Here is a 25997-nt window from a genome sequence, read left to right on the forward strand (position 1 = left end):
ATGAAAAATACAAGTATAGCAAAGGTTTTATACTCTATCACATAATTAACACATTGGACATTTATAATGTGCTTATAAGAATTAAGTACAGTGGGAGGAGTCGTATGTTTAAGATTTTAGTTGTAGATGATGAGGAAAAGATTCGTGAGGTTATTAGAGAATATGGAGAATTTGAAGGTCATGGTGTTTGGGAAGCTAAAGATGGCATGGAAGCTATAGATATGTGTAAAGAGCAAGATTTTGATGTCATAGTAATGGACATAATGATGCCCAAATTAGATGGATTTTCTGCCTATAAAGAGATTAGAAAGATAAAAGATATACCAGTACTTATGCTTTCAGCAAGAGGAGAAGAATATGATAAATTATTTGGTTTTGAGATAGGAATTGATGACTATGTGGTCAAGCCTTTTTCACCTAAAGAGGTTATGGCTAGGTTGAATGTCATAGTGAGTCGTCATAATAAAATACATGGTAATACTGATTTAAATCAAAGATATAAATTTGAAGGTCTTGAAATAGATATGATTGGCAGAAATGTGTTTGTAGATGGTGTTAAAGTCGATATGACTCCAAAGGAATATGATTTATTATTCTATTTAGTTAAAAATAAAAATGTGGCTCTAACTAGAGATAAATTATTAGATGAAGTTTGGGGCTTTGACTTTGTTGGTGATGATAGAACTGTTGATACTCATATAAAAATGCTTAGAAGCAGTATTGGAATATATAGGGATTTTATTGTAACACTAAGAGGTTTAGGATATAAATTTGAAGATATTAAATAATCTAAAAAGTGGTGGTAAAATTGAAGAAACGACTTGATATAAAAAGTTTGAAATTTAAACTATGGAAGTATTTTGTTTTATTCGCTGCTACAATTATGATAATATTGTGGCTTCTTCAAATTGTATTTCTAAATACCTATTACAAATCTATGAAGGCTAATGAAATTAAAAAAATAGGAGATAATCTAGTTTTAGAATATGGAAATGATAATTTCGAAGATACTATTTATAAAATTTCATTTAGTAGAGGAATTATTATTCAGATTTTGAATAATGATGGAATTCCTATATTTCCTATGAACGTTTTTGGAGAAAATAGACCACCAAGAATTGACCCTATGGCTATGGAAATGTTTATAGATAAGTTAGTAAATGATGAACAAGGAAAAACATTATATACTACTGAAGATCCTAGACTTAGAAGACCGACTATAGTATATGGGGCTATATTAAAGGAAAAGAATGGTGAAAATTTATATCTTTATATTAATGGATTATTAGACCCAGTAGATTCTACTACTTCAGTTTTAAAAAATCAGCTTATAATAGTCACTATAATATCGTTAATATTGGCAATAGGATTGTCTTTTATTATTGCAACAAAAATATCTAGACCTATTACACAGGTAACTGAAGCAGCTTCAGTTTTAGCCAAAGGGGATTACAATGTTATATTTGAGAAAGGTGATTATACTGAAATAGACAATTTAGTAGCTACTCTAAACTATACTACTATCGAGCTTTCTAAAACCGAGGAATTAAGAAGAGATTTAATAGCAAATGTTTCTCATGATTTAAGAACACCACTTACCTTAATTAAATCCTATGCTGAAATGATAAGAGATATATCTGGCAATAACCCAGAAAAACGCCAATCCCATGTGAATGTAATTATTGAGGAATCAGATAGACTTACAGGACTTGTAAATGATATTTTAGATTTATCTAAGATGCAATCAGGTCTTAGTCAGATTGACTATATAGAATTTGATATAGTTAAAACTACAAAAGACATTTTAAAAAGGTTTTTAATTCTCACAGAAAGAGATGGTTTTACTTTTGAATTGAACTGTGATGATGAAATAAAAGTATTTGGCGATGAAAAGAAAATAGAACAAGTAATATATAATCTTCTTAGTAATGCTGTAAATTTTACTGGGGTTAATAAATTAGTATATATTGATATAAAAAACTTAGGAGATTACGTTCAGTTTGAAGTAAAAGATACAGGGAAAGGCATACCTAAAGAGGAATTAAATCATATATGGGATAGGTATTATATGGTAGGTAAATCTCATAAGAGAGCGGTAATTGGTACTGGTTTAGGGCTTTCTATTGTAAAAAGTATATTAATAGCTCATGATTCAAATTTTGGTGTAGATAGTTCTATAAATCAAGGAACTACATTTTGGTTCCAATTAAAAACTAAATAGTTGAGGTTAAGACAAGATTTATTCTTGTCTTTTTTATAACCCATAGGAAAGTCCTACTTTTCCTTAATTTAAACTTTCTGTGATGGGTTTCAAAAAAGGCTTCCTTGATGTATCAATGCTTCAATAGAAGCCTTTTTTATAACGAATAGGAAAGTTCTACTTTTTTCTTTTTTTAATGTATGAACTTGTTCTGACCTAAATGAGTTTCAAGAAAAGCTACCTTAATAACGTGTCGATAGACGCTTTTCTTATTTTTCACCTGTATTTCTATTAGTTATCATTTAGATTTCACAAAAGGAATGTATTCTTGAGATAAAAGTATAGATTGGAGGTGAAAAATATGAATGATATTAAATATAGACATGAGCACAAACTTTATATCAATATAGGAGATTATTATATTCTTAGATCTAAACTCAAAAATATAATGAATCTAGATAAAAACTCTAAGGAAAATGGAGGATATTTCATTAGAAGTATTTATTTTGATGATATAAATGATAAAGCTTTATTTGAAAAAATATCTGGAGTCAATCATAGAGAAAAATTTAGAATTAGGTTTTATAATAATGATCCTTCTTTTATAAAGTTAGAAAAAAAGCTTAAACATAATGGACTTACATCAAAATCTAGTATTCCAATTTCTTTGGAAGAATGCAAGAAAATCTTAGATGGAGATATTGATTGGATAAAATCTACTAATCGTGGGCTATTAAAAGAACTCTATGTCAAAATGAAGAATGAATTATTCAAGCCAAAGACCATAGTTGATTACACTCGTGAGGCATATATTTATCCTATAGGGAATGTCCGAATAACTTTTGATAAATCAATAAAATCAGGATTGTTTTCAAAGGATATGTTTAATGTAAAACTTCCCACTGTGGACTCACTAGACCCTAGGATAATTATTCTTGAAATAAAATATGATGAATTTCTACCTAGCATTATAGCTGATACTATACAAATTGGAGAAAGAAGGGTTACAGCAGTGTCAAAATATGCTCTTTGTAGAATATTAGGTTAGAATCAATAAAATAAGGAGATGAAAAAATGAATACTACAACAAAGACATTACATTTTAGTGATATCTTTAAATCTAGTTTTATAGAAAAAATAGGCTCTATATCAGCTCTTGATATGGTTATAGCTCTAGGACTAGCTTTTATACTAGGACTCTTTATAATGACGGTTTACAAGAAAACTTTTAAGGGAGTTATGTATTCTTCAAGCTTTGGAGTAGCTCTTATGTCGTTAACTCTTATTACAACTTTAATTATTTTGGCCGTTACTTCCAACGTTGTATTATCCCTTGGTATGGTTGGTGCATTGTCCATAGTTCGTTTTAGATCTGCAATAAAAGAACCAATTGAAATAGCCTTTTTATTCTGGGCAATTTCTGGTGGAATAGTCCTAGGTGCTGGTCTAATTCCTCTGGCTATATTTGGTTCAATATTTATAGGAATTGTAATGGTACTATTCGTAAATAAGAAATCTAATGAAACACCTTATATAATGGTTATAAATTATGAAGATGATAATAGTGAAAAGGATGTTTTAGCAGTTGTAAATAAAAAAGTACCAAAATATCTAATAAAATCTAAGACTGCATCAAGGCATAATGGAATTGAACTGACTGTTGAAATTAGATTAAAAGAAGCTACTACAGATTTTCTCAATGAATTATCGAAGATAGAGGGAGTTTCAAATGTAGTTATGGTTAGCTACAATGGTGATTATATGGGATAATGAAAGCTTCTTAAGGAAGAAGGTGTTTTACAATGATAAAAGAGAAATCTGTTACATCTATAAGTTTAATTTCTATTACTGTAGTTGCACTACTCTTAATAAGTTATATTATGAGTACATCAACAGATAAAGGTAATCAGAGTACAATTCAACAGCCAGAGTATGTAGATAAAATATTTAACAAAGATATAGTATCAGAAATAGATATTATAATAGATGAAAATTCATGGAAAGATTTATTAGAAAATGCCATAAAAGAAGAGTACTATAATTGTGATATTATAATCAATGGGGAGACATTTTCAAATGTAGGGATTAGAGCTAAAGGTAATTCTAGTTTAACTATGGTAGCTAATGATAGTACTACTGATCGTTATAGCTTCAAAGTCAATTTTGGTAAATATATAAAGGGACAGAGCTATTATGGTTTAGATAAGTTAGTCCTCAATAACAATATATCTGATGCCACAAGTATGAAAGAATACTTATCCTATGAGATGTTCGAAGAAATGGGTGTTCCAACACCAGGTTTTTCTTACACTAGTATTAAAGTGAATGGTGAAGTATGGGGATTATATTTAGCAGTTGAGGTGATGGAAGAAAGTTTCATTGAAAGATATTTTGGACGCGTTGATGGAAATCTATACAAGCCTGAAGGTATGGAAATGGGGGCTAAAGCTATGGGAATAGGTGGAAATAAAGACAACATGCCTAAAAACTTTAAAGGTGCAGATGAAGGGGAAAACAGAAACAATATGCCTGAAAACTTTAAAGATCCAGGTGAAGGAGAAGATAGAAATGAGAATCCTGAAGCATTTAAAGGTCCAGATGGAAGAGGAAATAAAGAGGCCAACTTAGTATATAATGGAGATGATATTTCTAATTACTCAAGTATTTTTGATAATTCAATATTTAAAACTACGGATAAAAAAGATTATAAAACTGTGATCGAAATGATGAAAAATTTAAGTGAAGGTACTAATTTAGAGGAATATCTTGATACGGATGAAATACTGAGATATTTTGCTGTGAATACATTTCTTGTAAACTTAGATAGTTATGCTGGAAATATGAAACATAATTATTATCTATATGAGAGAAATGGAGAATTTCAAATATTGCCTTGGGATTTTAATTTATCTTTTGCAGGGCATGAAATAAGAGATGCTTCATCTGCTATAAATTTCCCTATAGATAAACCTGTTAGCGATAGTATGGAAAATAGTCCTCTTATATCTAAGCTGTTAGAGAAAGAGGAATATAAGGAAATTTATCATCAATACCTTGAAGAATTAGTGGTAAACTATATTAAATCTGGAAAATATGAAGCTTCTATTAGCAAGGTTAATGAATTAATAAAAAAGTATATTAAAGAGGACCCTACAGCCTTTTTCACATACGAGCAGTATGAAAGCTCTTTACCAGTATTACTTAAATTTGGAAAGGATCGAAGTGAAAGTATCATAGCGCAGCTTAACGGTCAACAGCCAAGTACTACTTATGGAAACATTAGCACTAGTATTGATCTATCTGCATTAGGTTCTATGGGAAGAGGGGCTGGAGATAGAGCACAAGGGAATAGACAACCTAACATGGAAAACATGCCGAATCCTGAATTAATGGGACAAATAATGGAGATAATAGGAAATACAGACGCAGATGGAATTACAGAAGAACAAAAATCAAAATTAAAGGATCTGGGATTAACTGATAGCCAAATGGAAGAAATGATTCAAATGAAAAATCAAATGCCATTAAAAGGTAATGAACAGTTTCAAGAACAAGAGGAATTTAGACCAAGAAATAATCAACAAAACAAAGATTTTGAGAACAATAGACTATTACAAGATAATACAAACAATCAATGGATAATTCTTATAGTTGTAAGTGTCTTAACTTTGTTAATAGCTTTACTATTTGTATCAAAATTTGAACGAAGAAAGTATTATAAAAGTTAAAATAATTAAAGGCTCTGATTAAGCTTAATCAGAGCCTTTAATTATTTTATTTCTTGAAGTTCTTAAATTTCTTTATACTATTGTATAATTAGTGCATAGGTGAAAATAGAATAAACTTAAAATAAGACATCATTTTTCTTAAAATAGCTAGAATTTTTTTCTTCTATTGTTTATTAAAACATATAAACCAAAAACTATTAACGCTATGGGAGCAAATAATTTTATGAGTAAACCTAAAGTAATTGCAGAAGTTATAAAAAGTAGCAATAAACAAACAAAAAATAATACAAGGAATGTAATTAAGCAACCTAATATCATAAGAGACCTCCTTTATTATATTAGTAATGAAATAATATCTATTATTAGTGTCATCGGTGTCATCATTATACCATAGATTATTTTATCTTTTTATAGATAATATGATAATATAAAGATATAAAATACTAAGTTTACTACTTTTGTTAGGAGAGATTATTATGTCAAAAACAAATGCTATGAGAATATTAGATAAAAAGGGTATTACTTATAATATAATTACTTATGAAAATAAAGATGGAAAAATTGATGGAGTTTCTGTTGCTAATAAAATTGGAAGAGATCCCAAGACTGTGTTTAAAACTTTAGTAGGTCATGGGAAAGATAATATTTATGTATTTATTATTCCAGTACAAGATGAGTTAGATTATAAGAAAGCTGCTTTAGCCACAGAAGAAAAAAAGATAGAGCTTATAAATGTTAAAGATATTATAAAATACACAGGGTATATAAGAGGAGGATGTTCACCCATAGGTATGAAAAAAGCTTATCCCACTTTTATTCATGAGAGCAGCTTAAATTTAGAAAAGATAATAGTAAGTGGTGGTAAGATTGGTATGCAGATTGAATTAAATGTTGAAGATTTAAAAGTTGCTACAGAAGCAGATTTTAAAGATCTAATAAAATAATACATTTACACGTTTCACCTATAGAGATTGTTAAACATATTATATACCAAGTGAAAGTATATACTTTGGTGGTGAATATTATGAATGAGTATAATTGCTTAAAGTTAGGAATGAAAGCTCCTGATTTTACTGCTATGTCAACTTTTGGGCCTATAAGATTATCAGACTTTAAAGGTAGATGGATAGTATTGTTTTCTCATCCAGGAGATTTTACTCCTGTTTGTACTACAGAATTCATTGCTTTTGCAAAGGAGAATGATTCTTTTATAGAAAGAAATGCACAACTTTTAGGTTTAAGCATTGATAGTAACCCTTCACACCTCGCTTGGGTATATAATATCTATCAAAATACAGGTATTCAAATACCATTTCCCATAATATCAGATAGAGATATGAGTATTTCTAAATTATATGGTATGATAGCTCCTGACGTTAGCACTACAGAAACTATAAGAAGTGTTTTTATTATTGACGATAAACAGATAATTAGAGCTATTTTAACATATCCATTAACTAATGGTAGGTTTATTCCAGAAATACTAAGATTGTTAATTGCACTTCAAACTACAGATAGCGAAAAGGTAGCTACTCCAGCAGATTGGTTACCAGGCCAGCCAGTAGTTATTCCTCCTCCAAATACTTATGAAGAACTTTTAAATAGGATAGGTGGAGAAGAAGGATATTATTGCGTAGATTGGTATCTTTGCTTTAAGAACATATAGAGACTAAAACCCAGCTCTAATAACAAGAGCTGGGTTTTAGTCTTTAAATAAATTTTAAGCCATATGAATATGTCCACTTATTGTTAGTGTAATGTATTTATACTATAATTAAATAGTATCTAAATTAAAGAATATTCACCTAATAGGAGGTATGCAGAAGTGAATCAGTTATCAATGAAGATATCAGAAATTAAGAATTGGGTAATAGATATTCGAAGGGATTTTCATCAACATCCAGAGTTAGGTATGGAAGAGTATAGGACTAGGGATAAAATAATTGGGTATTTAAATGATATGGGAATAGAAAATAAAATTGTTGCAGGGACAGGAGTATTAGGTATAATAAAGGGCGCTAAAGAAGGAAAGACTGTAGCTTTAAGGGCAGATATAGATGCTTTGCCAATGGAAGATAAAAAAGAAGTTGCATATAGATCAAAAGTTCAAGGCAAAATGCACTGTTGTGGTCATGATGCTCATGCCTCTATATTATTAGGTACTGCTAAAATTTTAAATGATATGAGAGAGGATTTAAGAGGAACAGTAAAACTATTTTTTCAACCAGCAGAAGAAACTACAGGAGGAGCTAAGCCTATGATTGAAGAAGGGGTTATGGAGAATCCTCGTGTTGATGGAGTTTTTGGTCTTCATGTAGATAGTGAGCTAGAAGTGGGACATATTGGAATAAAGTATGGACAAATGAGTGCAGCTTCTGATATGATTAAAATTATAATTTATGGGAAAAATAGTCACGGGGCATATCCTCACGAAGGAGTAGATGCTATATCCATAGCAAGTCAAGTAGTAAACAGTATTCAAACTATAGTTAGTAGAAACATAGATCCTAGAAGTTCTGCTGTAGTAACTATAGGAACTATTAATGGTGGTTATGCAGGTAATATTATTGCAGATAAAGTAGAAATGATTGGTATAGTTAGAACATTAAATAAAGGAGCTAGAGAATTAGTATTAAATAAGCTAGAAGATATAGTAGAGAATCTTCCTAGAACCTTAGGCGGTAGAGGAGAGCTAATTAGAACTGAAGGTTATACTGCTTTGATAAATGATGATGAAATGGTTAAAATAGTACATACTAATGGTATGGAATTTCTAGGGGAAGAAAATGTCCATCAATTAAAGCATCCAAGCTTTGGTGTAGAAGATTTTTCATTTTTTTCAGAGGTAAGACCAGGAGCTTTTTTTCACTTGGGATCTGGAAATAAAGAAAAAGGAATAATTCATAAAGGGCATACTCCCTATTTTGACATAGATGAGGATGCATTATCTCTAGGGGTAGAGCTTCAAGTGATGAATGTATTAAAATTTTTAGATAAATAGGTTAATAAGAGGTGATATAATGGAGTTTTTAGAGAAATATAATTATTGGATAGAAAATGAATATTTTGATGAAGAAACAAAAAAAGAGTTAAAATCTATTACTGATGAAAAGGAAATAGAGGACAGATTTTATGCAGATTTAACTTTTGGTACTGCAGGATTAAGAGGAAAAATAGGTGCTGGTACAAATAGAATGAATAAATATACAATTTCTTTGGCAACTCAGGGGCTAGCTCAAGTTATAGTAAATAGAGGAAAAGAAGCTATGGACAGAGGCGTTGCTATAGCTTTTGATGTAAGACATTTTTCTGATAAGTTTGCAGAAATAGCGGCTCAAGTTTTAGCCGCCAATGGTGTAAAAGTATATTTATTTGAAGGAATTAGGCCTACACCAGAACTATCTTATACTATTAGAAGGTTAAACACTATTTCTGGAATAGTAGTTACAGCTAGCCATAATCCTAGAGACTATAATGGATATAAAGTATATTGGGAAGATGGATCTCAAATATTAGATGATGTGGCAGGAGAAATTTTAAGTGAAATAAATAAAATCCAAGATTTTTCAGAAATAAAATTGATGGATTTAAATGAAGCTATAGAAAGAAAATATATAAATTATGTTGGTAAGGAAATTGATGATGAATATATTGAAAAAGTAAAAAATCTAGCTTTAAATGAAGATATCGATAAGGGTATAAAAATCGTTTACACTCCTCTTAATGGTACAGGCAATAAACCTGTTAGAAGGGTTTTAAAGGAGAGGGGATTTAATAATATAATAGTGGTACCAGAACAAGAAAATCCTGATCCAGACTTTACTACAGTGGGTTATCCAAATCCAGAAGATGTAAAGGCTTTTAATTATGCAGTTAAACTAGGCAAAGAGAAAGAAGCCGATATACTTATAGCTACAGATCCAGATTGTGATAGGGTAGCCTGTATGGTAAAAAACGATAATGAAGAATATGTATTTATAAATGGCAACAAAACAGGAGCTTTACTGATTAATTATATTCTTACTACAAGAAATAGAGACAATACTATTCCTAAAGATGGTGTCATAGTTAAAAGTATAGTGACAGGAGACTTAAGTAAGGCTATAGCTGAAAGCTATGGAGTAGAGACAATAGAAACTCTTACTGGCTTTAAGCATATATGTGGAAAAGCCAATGAGTTTGATAAAACAAAAGAGCATACATTTATCTTTGGTTATGAAGAAAGTATTGGATATGTTTATGATACAATAGTTAGAGATAAAGATGCAGTTATTTCTTCTATGCTAATAGCTGAAATGGCAGCTTTCTATAAAAAACATGGAAAAACTTTATTAGATGAATTAGAAGCCATATATAAGCAATATGGCTATTATGATGAAAAACTTATTTCCATAGTATTAGAAGGCTTAGAGGGTAGCAGAAGGATTGGAAGGATGATGGATTCATTTAGGGAAAGTCCTATTGATAAAATAGAAGATATGAAGTTAATAAAAGTCATAGATTATTTAAATGATGAGACAGGAAATCCTAAATCTAATGTATTAAAATATTACTTTGATGATGGTTCATGGTATGCTATAAGACCTTCTGGAACGGAACCTAAAATAAAAATTTATATATATTCTAAAGGTGGCAATAAAGAAGAAGCAGAAAGTAAAATACAAAGTATTGAATCAACTGTAATAAGTAGAATAGATTCTATAAAATGAAATAAAACAACTCTCTTTTTGGATGTATAGCACTAAAAAAGAGAGTTGTTTTATTTCCATTGATTTATTAACTATATTGAGATAGAATTTTAATTAGAAAGACTTAATAAGGAGGTGTACAAAGATAGAACTGCTGAAAGAAAGAATTTTAAAAGATGGTACAATTGAAGAAGGAAATATATTAAAGGTAGATAGCTTTTTAAATCATCAATTGGATATAAGTTTATTAAACGAAATAGGAAAGGAGTTCAGAAGGAGGTTTCCTGAAAAAATTGACAAAATATTAACCATTGAAACTTCAGGAATAGGTATTGCGGCTATAGCTGCTCAATACTTTAATACACCAGTGGTATATGCTAGAAAAATAGACTCCAAAAACCTTGAAAAAGACGTTTATGAAACAAAGGTTTATTCTTATACTAAAGGAAAAGAATATACTGTAAAGGTTGGAAAAAAGTATTTAAATAAAGAGGAAAAGATTTTAGTAATAGATGATTTTTTAGCTAATGGCAAAGCTTTAGAAGGTCTAATAGATATAATTTCTCAAGCTGGAGCTAGTCTAGTAGGGGCAGGTATAGTTATAGAAAAAGGTTTTCAAGAAGGCGGACAAGACCTTAGAAATAAGGGAATAAAAATAGAATCTTTAGCAATTATAGAAAGTTTAAGTGATGGAAGAGTTATCTTTAAATAGTATTAAAAAGTAAAGTTCTTAATTAGTTACACATTTATATAGGTTGAATTAGCAAAATTATTGTGATAAAATTATCTATTGAAATGTGTTGAAACATATAAATAAATTGTATAACATAATTAGCATGTATAGATTAATTAAAATTATGTATTTGTAAGGGAGGAGTTGCAATTGTTTAAAATTGTAGAAAAAGAGATTCTTGCTCCAAATATTTTTTCAATGGATATTTTGGCGCCAAGAGTAGCAGCTTCAGCTAAACCAGGTCAATTTGTCATCGTTATTGCTGATGAAACAGGTGAAAGGGTGCCTCTAACAATTTGTGATTATGATGCTGAAAAAGGAACAGTACAAATTGTTGTTCAATCAATGGGATCTTCAACTAAAAAGATGGCTGTATATGAAAAAGGAGATTCTTTTAAAGATTTTGTTGGACCTCTTGGAGTTCCTTCAGAGTTTGTTAATGAAGATCTTGAAGAATTAAAGAAAAAGAAAATTTTATTTGTAGCTGGTGGAGTTGGTACAGCACCTGTTTATCCTCAAGTAAAATGGCTTCACGAGCGTGGCGTTAAAGTAGATGTGATTATGGGAGCTAAGACTAAAGACTTAGTCATTCTAGAGGATAAGTTGAGAAGTGTTGCTGATAATCTTTATGTGGCAACTGATGATGGAAGTTATGGCTTTCATGGTTTAGTTACTAACTATATCGAAGAGTTAGTTAACAATCAAGGAAAAGAATATGATGTTTGTATTGCTATAGGGCCTATGATAATGATGAAGTTCGTGGCATTAACTACAAAGAAGCTAAACATTAAAACTATTGTATCTCTTAATCCAATTATGGTAGATGGAACAGGTATGTGTGGAGCTTGCAGGGTTACTGTTGGTAATGAAACAAAATTTGCTTGTGTTGATGGACCAGAGTTTGATGGACATCTTGTTGATTTTGATGAAGCATTAAAGAGACAAGGACAATACAAAACTGAAGAAGTAAAAAAAGATCATAAACACCATGAAAATTGTGTTTTCAATGGGGGTGCTAAATAATGGATAGATTTAAAAGAATTCCAATATCTGAACAAGACCCTGAAGTAAGAAATCATAACTTTGAGGAAGTTTGTCTTGGTTATACTGAAGAAGAAGCTATAGCAGAAGCTAAAAGATGTCTTCAATGTAAAAAGCCTCTTTGTAGAGGAAATTGTCCAGTGTCCATAGATATACCAAGATTTATTGGGAAAATTGCTGAAGGAAACTTTGCAGAAGCAGCTCAAGTTTTAGCTGAATATAGTGCACTTCCTGCTGTTTGTGGAAGGGTTTGCCCACAAGAAGAACAATGTGAAATGAAATGTGTTTTAGGAAATAAAGGAGATGCTGTATCCATAGGAAAGCTTGAAAGATTTGCAGCTGATTGGGCTAGGGAAAATAATATAGAAGTTGGCAAGGCTAAAGAAAGTAATGGACATAAGGTAGCTGTAATTGGTTCAGGACCTGCGGGAATTACTTGTGCTGGAGAGTTAGCTAAGGAAGGATATGACGTAACTATCTTTGAAGCATTACATGAAGCAGGAGGAGTATTGGTATATGGTATTCCTGAGTTTAGACTTCCAAAAGAAACTGTTGTAAAACATGAAATCGAAAACCTAAAGAAACTTGGTGTAAAAATAGAAACTAATGTTATAGTTGGTAGAACTATTACTATAGATGAAATAATGGAAAAAGAAGGCTTTGAAGCTGTATTTATAGGATCTGGTGCAGGTCTTCCTAAATTTATGGGAATCCCTGGGGAAAACCTAAATGGAGTATTTTCTGCAAACGAATTCCTTACAAGAAATAATCTTATGAAAGCTTTTAAAGAAGACTATGATACCCCTATAAAGGTTGGTAAAAAAGTTGCAGTTGTAGGTGGGGGAAATGTTGCAATGGATGCTGCTAGAACTGCTAAAAGACTTGGAGCTGAAGTATATATAGTATATAGAAGAACTGAAGCAGAATTACCTGCAAGAGTTGAAGAAGTTCACCATGCTAAAGAAGAAGGTATTATATTTGAACTTCTAACCAATCCTGTAGAAATACTAGGAAATGAAGATGGATGGGTAAGAGGTATTAAATGTGTTAGAATGCAGCTTGGAGAACCAGATGCATCTGGAAGAAGGAGACCAGAAGTAATTGAAGGATCTGAGTTTGAATTTGAAGTAGACACTGTTATAATGTCTTTAGGTACTTCACCTAATCCACTTATTTCTTCGACAACAAAAGGTCTTGAAATTAATAATAAAAAATGTATAGTAGCAGATGAACATGGACAAACATCAAGAGAAGGTGTTTTTGCCGGAGGAGATGCTGTAACCGGTGCTGCTACTGTTATTCTTGCTATGGGTGCAGGAAAAGAGGCTGCTGCAGCTATTGATAGATATATAAAAGAAAAAGATAAATAGCACTTGTTAAAAGAACAAACTCTTTGTTAAGGAGTTTGTTTTTTTAATTTTTTATGTTATAATATTTAGAGTATCGAACTAAATAATTGAAAGCAAGGGTGATTTGTGAATGGAGTCTAGTATCAATGAGAAACATCTAAGGGATGAAATAGTGAAAGTAGCAGGACCTGTGTTTATAGAGTTACTAATGGGTACTCTCTTTGGAATGGTAGATATGATGATGCTAGGTAGATCAGGGGATGCTGCTACTACGGCCGCATCTATTGCAGCAGTTGGTGTGACTAATCAGTTGGTGTTTTTAGGACTATCTTTAGTACAATCTTTAAATATAGGAGCTACAACTATGGTAGCTCGTTATATCGGAGCAAAGAGAGAAGATAGGATTGAATCTGTAGTAAAGCATGTTATGATATTAACTCAACTGCTTTTAGTTATTCCTATATTGTTTATAGGGTTAGGTATGACGGATACTGCTATGAAGTTTTTTGGTGCACATGAAGATACCCTTTTAATAGGTAGAGGTTACTTTAGAGTGATTGCGTTAGGATTTATATTTCAAGCTTTTAATTTTTCTATTTTTGCTTCCTTAAGAGGCTCGGGGGACACAAAAACACCTATGAAAATAAATATTATAGCCAATTTATCAAATGTTGTTGGTAATGCTGTTTTGATTTATGGCCTATTTGGATTTCCAAGACTAGGTGTATTGGGAGCAGGAATATCAACATCTCTATCACAAGTAATAGCAAGTATAATGCTAGTTAGAGTTGTATTAAATGAGAAAAATATAGTTCATATAAAGATAAAGAAAAAATTTAAATTTGATAAAGATATAGTCTATAATTTAGTTAAAATTGGATTGCCAGCTTCTGGAGAACAACTTGCTATGAGGGCAGGATTATTAATGTTTACAAAGATTGTAGCTTCATTAGGTACAGTAGCCTATGCAACACACCAGATATGTATTAGTATACTTAATCTATCTTTTACTCCAGGACAGGCATTTGGTATATCGGCATCAACATTGGCAGGACGAAGCTTAGGAGAAGAAGAGCCAGATAAAGCAGAATCTTATATAAAAATGTGTGGTAAGATAGGAGCGGTAATAGCAGCTACCATGGGAATTTTATTTTTTTTCTTTGGGACATTTATAGCAGGTTTATATACTAATAATAGAGAGGTAGTAGTAGAAGCAGGAAAGGTACTAAAACTTATGGCATTTATTCAGCCATTCCAATGTTCTCAATTGATTATTGCAGGTGGACTAAGAGGGGCAGGAGATACTGTATGGACTCTAATATCTACTTTTTTAGGAATTCTAGTAATTAGATTAATATTTGCTCGTATTTTTGTTATGAAGATGGGGATGGGACTTAGAGGAGCTTGGTTAGCAGTGTTAGTTGATCAAGGAATTAGATGGTTACTTATTTTAATGAGATTTAGAACTAACAAATGGAAATATATTACTATAAGATAAAAAGCAGCCTACTAATAGGCTGCTTTTCTATATATTGTTCATCAAATTAATAGCATAATCTTTGGATATTTTTTTGATATCTTTTACTTTTTTAATAGCTCCCATATCATTAGCGGTAGCTCTTAGAGAGAAATAAGGAGGAAGCTTAAAAGTTTTGTTAATGTTTAAGCTGCTTATAAGCTGTTTAGCCAAAGCATCTCCACCAGAATAACCTGAAACAATTATAGAAAATAAGGTTTTATCATAAAATTTAGTTTTTCTATAAAGAGCAGTAAGTCTATTAATAGAAGCTACTAGGTTTGCTGTTATCATATCGTTATAGTTTGGACATATAAATATTATAGAATTTGTTTCTAAAACAGCAGGATAAACTTCCTCTATAATAATACCTCCGTAGAAACATTTATTCTGTTTTCCATAATATTTACAGGCTTTATAAGGACAGCCTTTACAGTCAAAAATATTTCCATTTCCCAGATTTATTTCAATTATATCTATTCCTTCTAAACTATCTTTAACCATATCCCAAAGAATTAAGGTATTAGATATTTGTCTGGTACTTGAATGAAGTACCAATAATTTTTTATCCTCATTAATGTTGATTTCTTTGTCTAAGTATAAAAATCGTTCTCCCAATTCTTTACACTGCATTAGGCATATATTTTCTAAAGAAAGATTATATACTTTTTCCATAGGAATAAAGTTATCTAAATTTTCATTAGCTTCCACTAGAGGTCTTCCAATAAAACTACAACCTAATTCGTTAGATAAAAAGATTATAGATTGAGCGGCAGTTTTAGTAAACATATTATACTTACTATGAATCAATAAAGCACCATGAGAGCCTAACAGAGAATCCTTGCCTCTTTTGTATAAGTTTAAGAATATATTGTTTAAATTATTACTGACACCTATTTTATTGATTTCTATAGCAAAAAGCAGATTTTTATTTTTTAAATCAGGTAAATTTTTATGATCTTTAATAATCTTATATGGTTTATCTTTAATAGTTGTATGTATCATATTTTCCAATAAAGTACTAGGAGTTTCTGGTAGAATTAAATATAAATCTTTCATCTTATGCTCACTAAACTTTCATATGTATTAGTTATTTTCTTTAGTAGGGAATAAGGAATATCTAATTGTTCTACTTCTATACCCGATGAAATAAGCCTACATTTTGAGCCAACATAAGCTCTTCCCATATAAGTTGAGCCATAGAACCAATGTCCTTTAATAGTGGAAATAATAGATAAAGCACCAGAAGAAAGGCTAGGAGCAACATAGGGTTTAAATCCAAAACTCCTCACTTCTTTGTTAGCATTTAAAGTTTTATATGTTAGATAATCTGAAATTTCTTCATTATAATTCTGTATACTATCTGCTACGATTAAACCTTCACCATGAGGGCCGAAAACTCTCCCTTCCTCTAGATAGTGAATAGTGTCTTTAGATTGTTCTGCATAGAAACAAGCTCTACCATTCATTACTCCTAGACCATAGCCTATTATTTGGTTAGAAGAAAGTCCTAAGAAGTCATATTCTTTTTTTGAGTTTTTGTTACTTTCTAGAAATGCCACTTTACATAGTAAGTCCACTGGATCTGAGACTACGGCAAAAATTCCATTAAATCTTTTTTCCCTAGCTTTTAAAGCGTATTCTTTTATAATTTCAGAATTAGATTCAAATTGAGCCATTCTAACATCTACTACATTACTTCCAACAGGAGGAATTCCTTTTGACGCACAAAATATAAACATATCACAGTTAAATAAATCTTCTTCATCAATAGGTTTAATGGGTGGAAAAGATTTCTCATTAAAGGGATATCTTACTTGATTTAATTCATATTCCCATCTCTTAAGTCTGTTTATATTTCTATCAAACATACCTATTTCTTCTATACAGTCTCCTCCTAGAAGCCTTAGACCTATAAGTAAGGTGCTTCCTACATCTCCTAAAGCAATTAAATTAACTTTCCATTTCTTCTTTTTCGGCTGAGATAAAATTTTCTCCCAATTTGGATATTCTGTATTTATAGAAACAATTTCTCTATTATTAATTTTTTCTAATATCCATGAAGGAAGGATATTAGAAAAACAATTCTCATTTGATTGCAATAGGTTAATTCCCTCAGATTCTAGAAACATAAGGGAAGGATGAGAAAGAGAGAAACTTTTTCTAGAGTATAATGGATCTAATTTATTCAAATAGTACAATATGCTATTTGAATTTTTTATTTCTTCTTGAGAAACTTTTTCTAGATTTTCATAATCAAAATATGAAAACAAGTGATCATTCTCATATTTATAAAATCTTAAAGTTTTATTAACCATTTTAATTCCTACTTTCTCAATAATTATTTACCTCTTAATAATATTTTCTAGTCTTTTTAGATATTCTAAGTCTATTTCAACATAGGTAGAAGGTTTTATATTTTTATTTAAGTTTATATTTTTATCCATATAAGGATGGCGAGGAGATAAAAAAACTTCTCTTAAACTTTTTAAATTTAAATTTTTTTCATTTATCTGTTGATATATATCTTCTATTGCCTTAAATATATTAAAGGTATTTATTAAACAAGTTTCAGATAAGTTATATATGGCCTCATTCGTAGTATTTTTTATGAATCTAGGGGACACATAAGGTAGTATTAAATTTACACTAGGAATTAAATAAGATTCCATAGTGTTTCTTTCTACCATATCTCCACCTATAAAAGGATATTGACTGCTTTCGTTAAACCATAACTTTAAGTTGGGAACAAAATAGGCTGAATCTACTGGAATATTTCTTATTTCACCTATTTCTTTGCCTCTACTAGATAAAATACCAACTATTATTTTCTTTATTTCTACGTGGTTGTTTTTAAGTATGGGTTCTACTACATTTATCCTGTATCCTTTATGAAGAAGATCATCTACAAGTATTATGGGTTTATCAAATGATTTTAAAACCCTGCTTTGATTTTCTAGAGATAAATAATAAGGGTAAGATCCTATAGTAAAGTTTAGAATATCTGGTTTAAATATTTTTTCTGTATGTAAAGTTTTAGTTATGGTGTTAGGTATTATACTGCTGTTTAATATAGAGCCAAATGGAACACACATATTTGGTCCTAACTGTCTTTTAGATAATTGACTGGTGGATACCTCATTATTGTCACATATTTTCTGAATTAACTTGCTATAGATCATATCACGATTATAGGTAATCAAAAGTTCTCCAGGGTAAAGACTAGAGATAGCTTTTTTTAAATTTTTTCTGGTACTGTGAACTACTTCTAAAATCTTTAGATTATTGTTAAATGGAGGTTTCAACATATTTTCTAAATCGAGGTTTAAAGTAGAAGGATTGTTCATATCTACTAAGAATAATGGGTTATCTTCATGCAAAAATTTAGTTTTTATAAACCCTTGAAGTAGCAATTGTTCTTCTACCAATAAGTTTTTCTTTTTAGTTAAAGTATTATTGTATAGTGCATAGTTATAATCTCTATTAATGGATATAGATAAGGTTTCATTTAATATTATCTCTATTAAATGTTCATCATCATTCATAGCATGGATTCCAGATATTAGAACGGTTCTACCCTTAGTATTCTTTCTAATATATTCGGTTATATCTGTATTTTTAAATTCATCAAATAGCATACTATTTCTAACCCAATAAAAAGTAGAAATACCTAATAGTTTTTTATTTTCAACATCTTTAAGTAGGAGAAGTCTATAACTAAGTTTTTTTCTTAAATTTTTAAGAGATTCTACATTAAGATTTTCACTAAAGTTACTATTTAAATATTCAATAATGTTATCATCAAAATTTCTTAATACTTCAACTTCAATAGTTTTAGTTTCAAATAGAGTTTTATATTGTGGTTCTTTTAAATATAGTCCATAATCATAAATATATTCTTGAGCTAATGGATCAATTAACCTAGATATATCTCTATTAGTATCAATATACTGTCTGATCTGAGAAGAACTAATATCTTCATATTGAGGTGGTAGTGAAAGTCTCAATACCTCTCCTTCAATATTATTTAGACTAACTTCTAACAGTTTCTCATCATCATTTTTAGATAGGTAACTTTTTCTGTCAAAGATAATATGAGAAAATTCTAATAAATAGCTATCTTTTTTATAAGCACTTGCATTTATCAAAACATCGGTACCTACAACTATATACACTTCTTTATTTGGGAAAATGCTTTTAAGCTTATATAAATCTTTAGGATTACTGATATTTATAGGTATTTCACTAGGGAAAAGATAAATGTTTTCTTCATTGGCAATGCTCATATTTATTATGTTTCTTCTCAGACTATGAGGCTCCGTTCTCTTAGACCAAGAAAATTCATCTACAGCTAAATAAACTTGGAAACCTTTATCTCTAATTTCAATAGCTATTTCCTTATGACTTAAAGAAAAAGGATCAAAGGTGCCCGGAAAAAAAGCAATGTTTTTATTTTTATCAAAGTTAATGCTATTGAAGTAAAATTCATAGTCAGAAATAAATCTGTATATATGATTTAGAGAAGCTGCATTATTGTAGAATAAAAACTCATCATCTTCTTTTCTAGTTATTAACATCAAGACTTTCTTGCTTATTTTTTTAAAGATAACGTATTTATTTTCTAAACTTAACTTATTAGAATTGAAGATTTTACTGCTAATGATCCTAAAAGATTCATTGTTTACTTCATGGTTATAAGATGACATTGCAATAAGCAAAAGTCCTAACAGTCTAGTTAATCTATTTTTATATACTGACTTTTTTTCCTTAAATCTATACATATAATCTGGATAGTTTTCTATACAGACTCCTATAGTGTTTAACAATAAAAATATAATTTGGGTAGTAGATACTTTTATTTTCATTTCAAAGTCGTCAATTATTTCATCCAATTCTGTAGGAGGAAGATATAAAAGAAGCTGTCCTAAATAGCTGGGTATAAATTTAGTAAACTGATAACTTTCCATTTCTAATGCTCTAAGGAGCTCTATAGCTACATCATTTCTTTCTTCTAAAGAAAGGAGAGGAAATATATTTAACAAAGTTTCTCCAGCATAATTTCTTACCCGTTCAACGGCACTGACTTTTAATAAATTGCAAAAATGCATAGATGTATGAAAACATTTAGTAGAAGGATTACTTACAACTTGATCATACAAAATATCTATGTTTACCTTTTTATTCATCCATTCAGTAGCAGTTTTTAGATTTTTTAAAAAAATGTCTGTTATATTATTCCTATCTTCTTTATAATTTTTTTCAAAGATTAATAGGTTTTCTTTTGATAAACCAACTTTTATTCCAATCATATACTTTAGATAATTTTCAGCAGGAGTTGAGGATTTATTTGTATTTGACAATAGCCAATTTTTAATAGAATCAATAAAAATGGAGTTATTATCGATTTTATTTAGAATTTCATTTATTGTATCTAAGGTACTTAATCTTATTTCTAGGTTATTTGAATTTAATAGACTGAGAATATAGAAATATAAGTTTAACAGCCTTTCTTCATTTAAATGATTTATAGGAATGTAGTTAATTGTTTGAGATAGATAGAATTGAGCTATTGAGGTGAATGTAGTATATTTACTATAGTATTTATATATAGTATCAAAATATTTAAGGTAATAGCTTTCATGTCCATTTTCAAAAAGAGATTTAATTATTATTTTTAGGTTATATAACCATTCTTTTTGAGAATCAGCTATTTTATGATTTGGATATAAAAGGTTGTTTAAGAACTTATCCAATAGTTTTTGACTAGTAGAATCTCCATTGTTTAATACTGCTGATTTTGGAATTTCTTTTCTATATTCTTCATCAAATTTACCTATTAAAAGACCTATCAGTTCAGCAGATTCTTTTCTAATATCTTCTTCTTTGTGAAGAAGTAAATCTGATAAAAAATAAAGAGTAGTAATTTTTTGTTTTTGTGTTAAATAGGTAGAATATTCTCTAAAAATTTGAAGATATAGTCTTAATTTTCTCCAATTATATTCTCCACGGGCCATTTCTAAAATATTATTAAAGGAAGTATTACCTACTAATTTAGCCATTAGATTAACATTATGGTTAATAGCTGAGTACTTAATATTATTAACTACTTCCTGACTATCCATTAAAGCATAAGGTTTTCTAGTTGTAGTCTTTGAAATGTTTTTTAGTGTAGTATCTACTCCTAAATTTTTCATGAAGTCCTCAAAATCTTTTAACTTTTTATAGACTTTTTTATATCTATTTTCTTTTTCTTCATCAACGTTATCGAGTTTACTAAGTACTACATCAAATGCTTCGTCTAATGTATATATGTGTATTTTATATTCATTGTTTATTAGATGATTTTTTACTCTAAAATCTGCATAAATCAGGATTAAAGATTCTATAGGGAGATTTTCAAGTTCAAGATCCCAAGTAGAATGATTAGTAGCAATATGACCTATTCTATCCATATTAAATTTTCTAAACCACTGTTCAGTATAATAATAGTGAAGATAGGGAACTCTTTCTATATCTTCTTTGAGCACTCCATATTTACCAATATCATGGCCTAAACTAGCTCCTACAATTACTCCTAAGTCTACAGGTAAACCAAGTTCATAAAGTTGTCTGCCTATGTAGAGGCTAAGGTAATTTACACCTACTATATGTAATAAGGTGTTATGTTTGGTAATAGCCATGTTTAAATACATAAGTTCATATATATAATATTCATCAAAGGTTTTTTTAAATGTAAAATACTCTTTAGGAAATTGTAGTTTATTTTCTTCTTCTTCAGTAAGAAAAGATAAAGGATGATTACTGATAAAGGTATCTTTTTTATATAGACTTTCATAAGAGATAAACGCTCTTAATAAGTTTAAATAAAGCTCATACAATGGTATAAGCTCTTTATTATAATTAAACTTATTTTTATGGGGAAAAGATTTAAAAACGATCCAGTTATATATGGTTTCCATCCAATCCTCATAAGAAATAGGATCAAATAGTTTAAAATAATCATAGAATAGATCCATTAAAGAGAATGCAGAAAAAAGTTTATCTTTAATTATGCCTTCTAATAGACTTTCAAACTGTTCACTATCTATATATTGGATAATAGAATCTTTAAATTGATATAAATAATCTTTATTTAATTCATCCATTAAAAATCGAATATCTCATCACGAACAAGCATCATAATATCCTCCTTTTGAGCTCCTCTCCAGTTGGAGTTGATGCAAGACCTCCCATGGCTGTTTCTCTTAAAGATTCAGGCAATAATTTACCTACTTTATACATAGCATCTACTACTTCGTCAAAAGGTACTAAAGAATTTACTCCAGCTAATGCTAAATCAGCAGAAATCAGTGCATTTACTACACCAGAAGCATTTCTTAAAGCACAAGGATATTCAACCAATCCTGCAATAGGATCACAGACTAAACCCATGATATTTATTAAAGAAAAACTAGCAGCATTTAAACAAGCTTCAGGAGTACCACCAGACATCTCTACAACAGCTGCTGCTGCCATAGCACTTGCTACACCACATTCTGCTTGACATCCACCTTCAGCTCCAGAAATTGTTGCATTCTTTGCTACTATTTCACCAACACCTGCTGCTGTAAAAAGACCCTTTATAACATCTTCATCTGTTAAATTTAATCGTTCTTTAGCAGTTAATACTGCACTAGGAAGTATACCTGATGCTCCTGCTGTAGGACAGGCTACAATTTTTCCCATAGAAGCGTTTACCTCTGAAGTAGATAAAGCTTTAGCCATAGCAGAGTTAATTAATCTTCCGCTTAATGTATTATCCATATTTTTATATGCCTCTACTTTTTTTGAATCTCCTCCTGTAAGGCGGCTTACAGATATAATTTCTTTATTTAAAGCTGAAGTAGCAGAGTTATTCATAACATCTAAGGTTTCTTTCATTTTATTCATTAATTCGTCGTAGGAAACACCAGTATCGTTTAATTCTTTTTCTATCACTATATCTGATATTTTCTTATTTTTTTCATTACAAAGTTTTAGTAACTCTTCACCTTTATTAAACATGCTCATCACCCCTTAATTGGATTAATTCCTTTAATATATATAACTTCTTCTAATTTAGATATTTCATTTAAAATAAAGTCACTAATTTCTGTATCTGCTTCTACTACCATAGATGCAATGTTGCTTTCTCTAGTAACTTTCATAGTTGCAATATTTATATCGTTAGTTGATAGTATAGAGCTGATGCGGCTTATGGTACCCTTAGTATCAATATATTTTGATAGTAAAGTTGGATAATCTCCACTAAATTTTAATTTAGTACCATTTATGTTGGTAATTATTATACTTCCCCCTCCAATAGAGGAGCCTATAACATAAAAATCTTCATTATCTATATATTTAAATACTATTTTAACAGTATTAGGATGCTCATAACCCAAATCTGTTTCAACGAATTCTATGTCTATTCCTTGATTTTTAGCTATGTTGAAAGAATCTTTAATGTTTTCATCAGAAGGTTCCATTCCAAGAATACCAGCTACTAAAGCTCTATCGGTGCCATGACCTTTATAGGTTTTTGCAAAGGAGCCATGAAGATAAAAAATAGCTTTATAAAAATTACCACCAGCTATTTCTTTAGCAATTTTGCCTAATCTAGCAGCCCCGGCGGTATGAGAACTCGACGGACCAATCATAACGGGTCCTAAAATATCAAACACTCTATAGTCTTTCATAAGTATGCCTCCTCGTCCCTTAGTTCTTTAATTTTAGCACTTTATTTATAATTAAGCAATAAAAAAAGAGGGATTCTACCCTCCTAAAGTCACGTCTTGTCGGTCATACCATTTTAAAGCATCATAAAAATGTTCTGGATTAAATTCTGGCCAATAATCTTCTATTATGTAAAAATCAGAATAAACGGATTGTAAAGGTAAAAAACCACTAAGTCTTCTTCTACCACCCCATCTAATTATTAAATCTACTCTTGATATATCTCTGGATTTTATTAAATTTAACACATCTTTTTTGTCTTCATTTTGAGAAAGATATTCTTTTAAATCCCACTGCCATCCATAGTTGACTAAAAAATTTACTTTAATTCCACCTTTTCCAAAAGTTTGCCTTTTTAAAGTGAAAGGTATTAAAGCATTAGGAAACATTGGAGATTCGGTATTTCCAACTACTAAAAGTTCTGCATTTTCTTTAGATAACATATTAACTGCATCAATACAAGCAGTGGTAAAAGCAAGTCGTTGAATAGTAGGTCTTTTAGTATTATCTACTGTAAAGCCATAGTAGGTTATTTCTTTTATACCTTCTTTTTCACAAAGTTTAAAAAGTTCTAGTCCAGGATCTAATCCTGCTCTATATCCTTTATCTTTAGTCATACCGTTGTCTACAGCCCAACGCCGATTACCATCAGGAATGACTCCTATATGATTTGGTAGCCTCATCTATAACCCCTCCCATTTTATACTATCCTATAGTGTTGCCATTAATAAAAATATAATGCATAATTAATATTAGAATTACATTTTAAGTTTTAGAATAAGTTTACCAAGAAGGGATGATGAAGATGAAATATAATTTTGACGAAATAATCAATAGGAAAGATTCTCATTCCATAAAATGGAGTAATTTAGAAAAAACTTATGGAGATAAAGATATTTTACCTATGTGGATAGCGGATATGGACTTTAAAGTAGCAGATGAGATATTAGAAGGGTTTATGGAAAGAGTAAATCATGGTGTATTTGGTTATGACTATAGACCAGCCTCTTATTATGAAGCAGTTATTAATTGGGTTAAGAAAAGACATGGATGGGATATTAAAAAAGAATGGATATTATTTACTCCAGGGGTAGTTATGGGGTTAAACTTAGCTGTAGTGACTTTAACTAAAAAACGTGAGAAAATAATCATTCAACCTCCTATATATCCTCCTTTTTCAGGAGTGATTAGTAGAAATGAACGAGCAATACTTACCAATCCACTGAGACATAATGGCGAAAAATACATAATGGACTACAATGATTTAGAAAAGAAAATAGATAATGATACTAAATTAATGTTACTCTGTAGTCCTCACAATCCAACAGGAAGAGTTTGGGCAAAAGACGAGCTGGAAAAGTTAGGAGAAATATGTTTAAAGAATAATATTATAATCGTTTCTGATGAAATCCATTCTGATTTGATATTTAAAGGCCATAAACATACTACTATAGCTTCTATTTCAGAAGAATTAGCTATGAATACCATTACACTAATGGCTCCAAGTAAAACTTTCAATATTGCTGGCTTATTTACTTCTGTTGCTATAATACCAAATAAAGAGATTAGGGATAAGTTTGTTAAAACTATTGAGATTTTAGGCATAGACCATAATTCTACATTTGGGGCAGTAGGACTAGAGGCAGCTTATAATCATGGAGAAACGTGGTTAGAAGAAGTTTTAGAATATATTGAAGATAATTTAGACTATACTATGGAATATGTAAAAAATAATATTCCTAAGATTACTATTGATAGACCAGAAGGAACTTTTCTAGTTTGGCTAAATTGCACAAAACTTGGATTAAGTCAAGAAGAATTAAATGAACTTATGATAAAGACAGGAAAAGTTTTACTAAATGATGGGATGACTTTTGGTAAAGAAGGGGAAGGTTTTTTAAGATTAAATATTGGATGTTCGAGATCTACTTTAGAAGAAGCCTTAAAGAGAATTGAAAAGGCAGTAAAAAGTTTAAAAAATTAGAAGG

Annotated in this window: 18 protein-coding genes and 1 pseudogene; 13 read left to right on the forward strand and 6 right to left on the reverse strand. The window is 30.0% G+C overall.

Annotation, left to right across the window (positions count from 1 at the left end; all coding sequences use genetic code 11):
* Window positions 1-104 precede the first annotated feature (104 nt).
* The 12 genes and pseudogenes from KQI42_RS07875 to KQI42_RS07935 all read left to right on the forward strand — a co-directional run bounded on the left by KQI42_RS07875 (window position 105) and on the right by KQI42_RS07935 (window position 15237).
* Window positions 105-788, forward strand: a complete 684-nt coding sequence (locus KQI42_RS07875) for a response regulator transcription factor (RefSeq protein ID WP_216518538.1) — start codon at window positions 105-107, stop codon at window positions 786-788.
* A gap of 20 nt (window positions 789-808) precedes the next feature.
* The gene (locus KQI42_RS07880) at window positions 809-2221 is read left to right on the forward strand and encodes a sensor histidine kinase (protein WP_216518540.1); all 1413 of its coding nucleotides are present in this window, start codon (window positions 809-811) and stop codon (window positions 2219-2221) included.
* A gap of 340 nt (window positions 2222-2561) precedes the next feature.
* Entirely contained in the window at window positions 2562-3248 is a 687-nt protein-coding gene (locus tag KQI42_RS07885; protein ID WP_216518542.1) for a polyphosphate polymerase domain-containing protein, read from the forward strand.
* A gap of 26 nt (window positions 3249-3274) precedes the next feature.
* Entirely contained in the window at window positions 3275-3970 is a 696-nt protein-coding gene (locus tag KQI42_RS07890; RefSeq protein ID WP_216518544.1) for a DUF4956 domain-containing protein, read from the forward strand.
* A gap of 32 nt (window positions 3971-4002) precedes the next feature.
* A complete protein-coding gene (locus tag KQI42_RS07895) occupies window positions 4003-5928 on the forward strand; it encodes a CotH kinase family protein (protein ID WP_216518546.1) in 1926 nt (641 codons plus the stop codon).
* 476 nt (window positions 5929-6404) lie between these two features.
* Entirely contained in the window at window positions 6405-6872 is a 468-nt protein-coding gene (ybaK, locus tag KQI42_RS07900) for a Cys-tRNA(Pro) deacylase (protein WP_216518548.1), read from the forward strand.
* A gap of 80 nt (window positions 6873-6952) precedes the next feature.
* Entirely contained in the window at window positions 6953-7594 is a 642-nt protein-coding gene (locus KQI42_RS07905) for a peroxiredoxin (RefSeq protein WP_216518550.1), read from the forward strand.
* Window positions 7595-7753: 159 nt separating this feature from the next.
* On the forward strand, window positions 7754-8929 hold the full coding sequence (locus KQI42_RS07910) for a M20 metallopeptidase family protein (RefSeq protein WP_343231670.1): 1176 nt from the start codon (window positions 7754-7756) through the stop codon (window positions 8927-8929).
* Between the two features lie 19 nt (window positions 8930-8948).
* Entirely contained in the window at window positions 8949-10637 is a 1689-nt protein-coding gene (locus tag KQI42_RS07915) for a phospho-sugar mutase (RefSeq protein ID WP_216518552.1), read from the forward strand.
* A gap of 133 nt (window positions 10638-10770) precedes the next feature.
* A complete protein-coding gene (locus tag KQI42_RS07920) occupies window positions 10771-11328 on the forward strand; it encodes a xanthine phosphoribosyltransferase (RefSeq protein WP_425519758.1) in 558 nt (185 codons plus the stop codon).
* Window positions 11329-11499: 171 nt separating this feature from the next.
* Window positions 11500-13760: pseudogene (locus KQI42_RS21785) on the forward strand (bifunctional dihydroorotate dehydrogenase B NAD binding subunit/NADPH-dependent glutamate synthase).
* Between the two features lie 109 nt (window positions 13761-13869).
* Complete coding sequence (locus KQI42_RS07935; protein WP_216518558.1) at window positions 13870-15237, forward strand: MATE family efflux transporter; 1368 nt, start codon at window positions 13870-13872, stop codon at window positions 15235-15237.
* Between the two features lie 27 nt (window positions 15238-15264).
* Here KQI42_RS07935 and KQI42_RS07940 read toward each other — a convergent pair whose 3' ends face one another.
* The 6 genes from KQI42_RS07940 to KQI42_RS07965 form a co-directional block, all read right to left on the reverse strand.
* Window positions 15265-16314: a flavodoxin family protein gene (locus KQI42_RS07940; RefSeq protein WP_216518560.1), complete on the reverse strand. Its 1050-nt coding sequence runs from the start codon at window positions 16312-16314 to the stop codon at window positions 15265-15267.
* A complete protein-coding gene (locus KQI42_RS07945) occupies window positions 16311-17573 on the reverse strand; it encodes a lactate/malate family dehydrogenase (RefSeq protein WP_216518562.1) in 1263 nt (420 codons plus the stop codon). Before KQI42_RS07945 ends, KQI42_RS07940 begins: the two co-directional genes overlap by 4 nt.
* 27 nt (window positions 17574-17600) lie before the next feature.
* Window positions 17601-22400, reverse strand: coding sequence for a cytidyltransferase (locus tag KQI42_RS07950; RefSeq protein ID WP_216518564.1), 4800 nt, complete (start codon window positions 22398-22400; stop codon window positions 17601-17603).
* Between the two features lie 31 nt (window positions 22401-22431).
* Window positions 22432-23298 carry an L-serine ammonia-lyase, iron-sulfur-dependent, subunit alpha gene (gene sdaAA, locus KQI42_RS07955; protein ID WP_216518566.1) on the reverse strand — a complete coding sequence of 289 codons (867 nt, stop codon included), beginning with the start codon at window positions 23296-23298 and terminating at the stop codon, window positions 22432-22434.
* A gap of 5 nt (window positions 23299-23303) precedes the next feature.
* Entirely contained in the window at window positions 23304-23972 is a 669-nt protein-coding gene (sdaAB, locus tag KQI42_RS07960) for an L-serine ammonia-lyase, iron-sulfur-dependent subunit beta (RefSeq protein ID WP_216518568.1), read from the reverse strand.
* Between the two features lie 75 nt (window positions 23973-24047).
* A complete protein-coding gene (locus KQI42_RS07965) occupies window positions 24048-24692 on the reverse strand; it encodes an undecaprenyl diphosphate synthase family protein (RefSeq protein ID WP_216518570.1) in 645 nt (214 codons plus the stop codon).
* Between the two features lie 122 nt (window positions 24693-24814).
* Here KQI42_RS07965 and KQI42_RS07970 point away from each other — a divergent pair, with 122 nt between their 5' ends.
* Entirely contained in the window at window positions 24815-25993 is a 1179-nt protein-coding gene (locus KQI42_RS07970) for a MalY/PatB family protein (protein WP_216518572.1), read from the forward strand.
* The last annotated feature ends 4 nt before the right edge of the window (window positions 25994-25997 follow it).

Origin of the sequence: Tissierella simiarum (assembly GCF_018917865.1) — a bacterium.
In the GTDB taxonomy this organism is placed as follows: Bacteria; Bacillota; Clostridia; order Tissierellales; family Tissierellaceae; genus Tissierella_C; species Tissierella_C simiarum.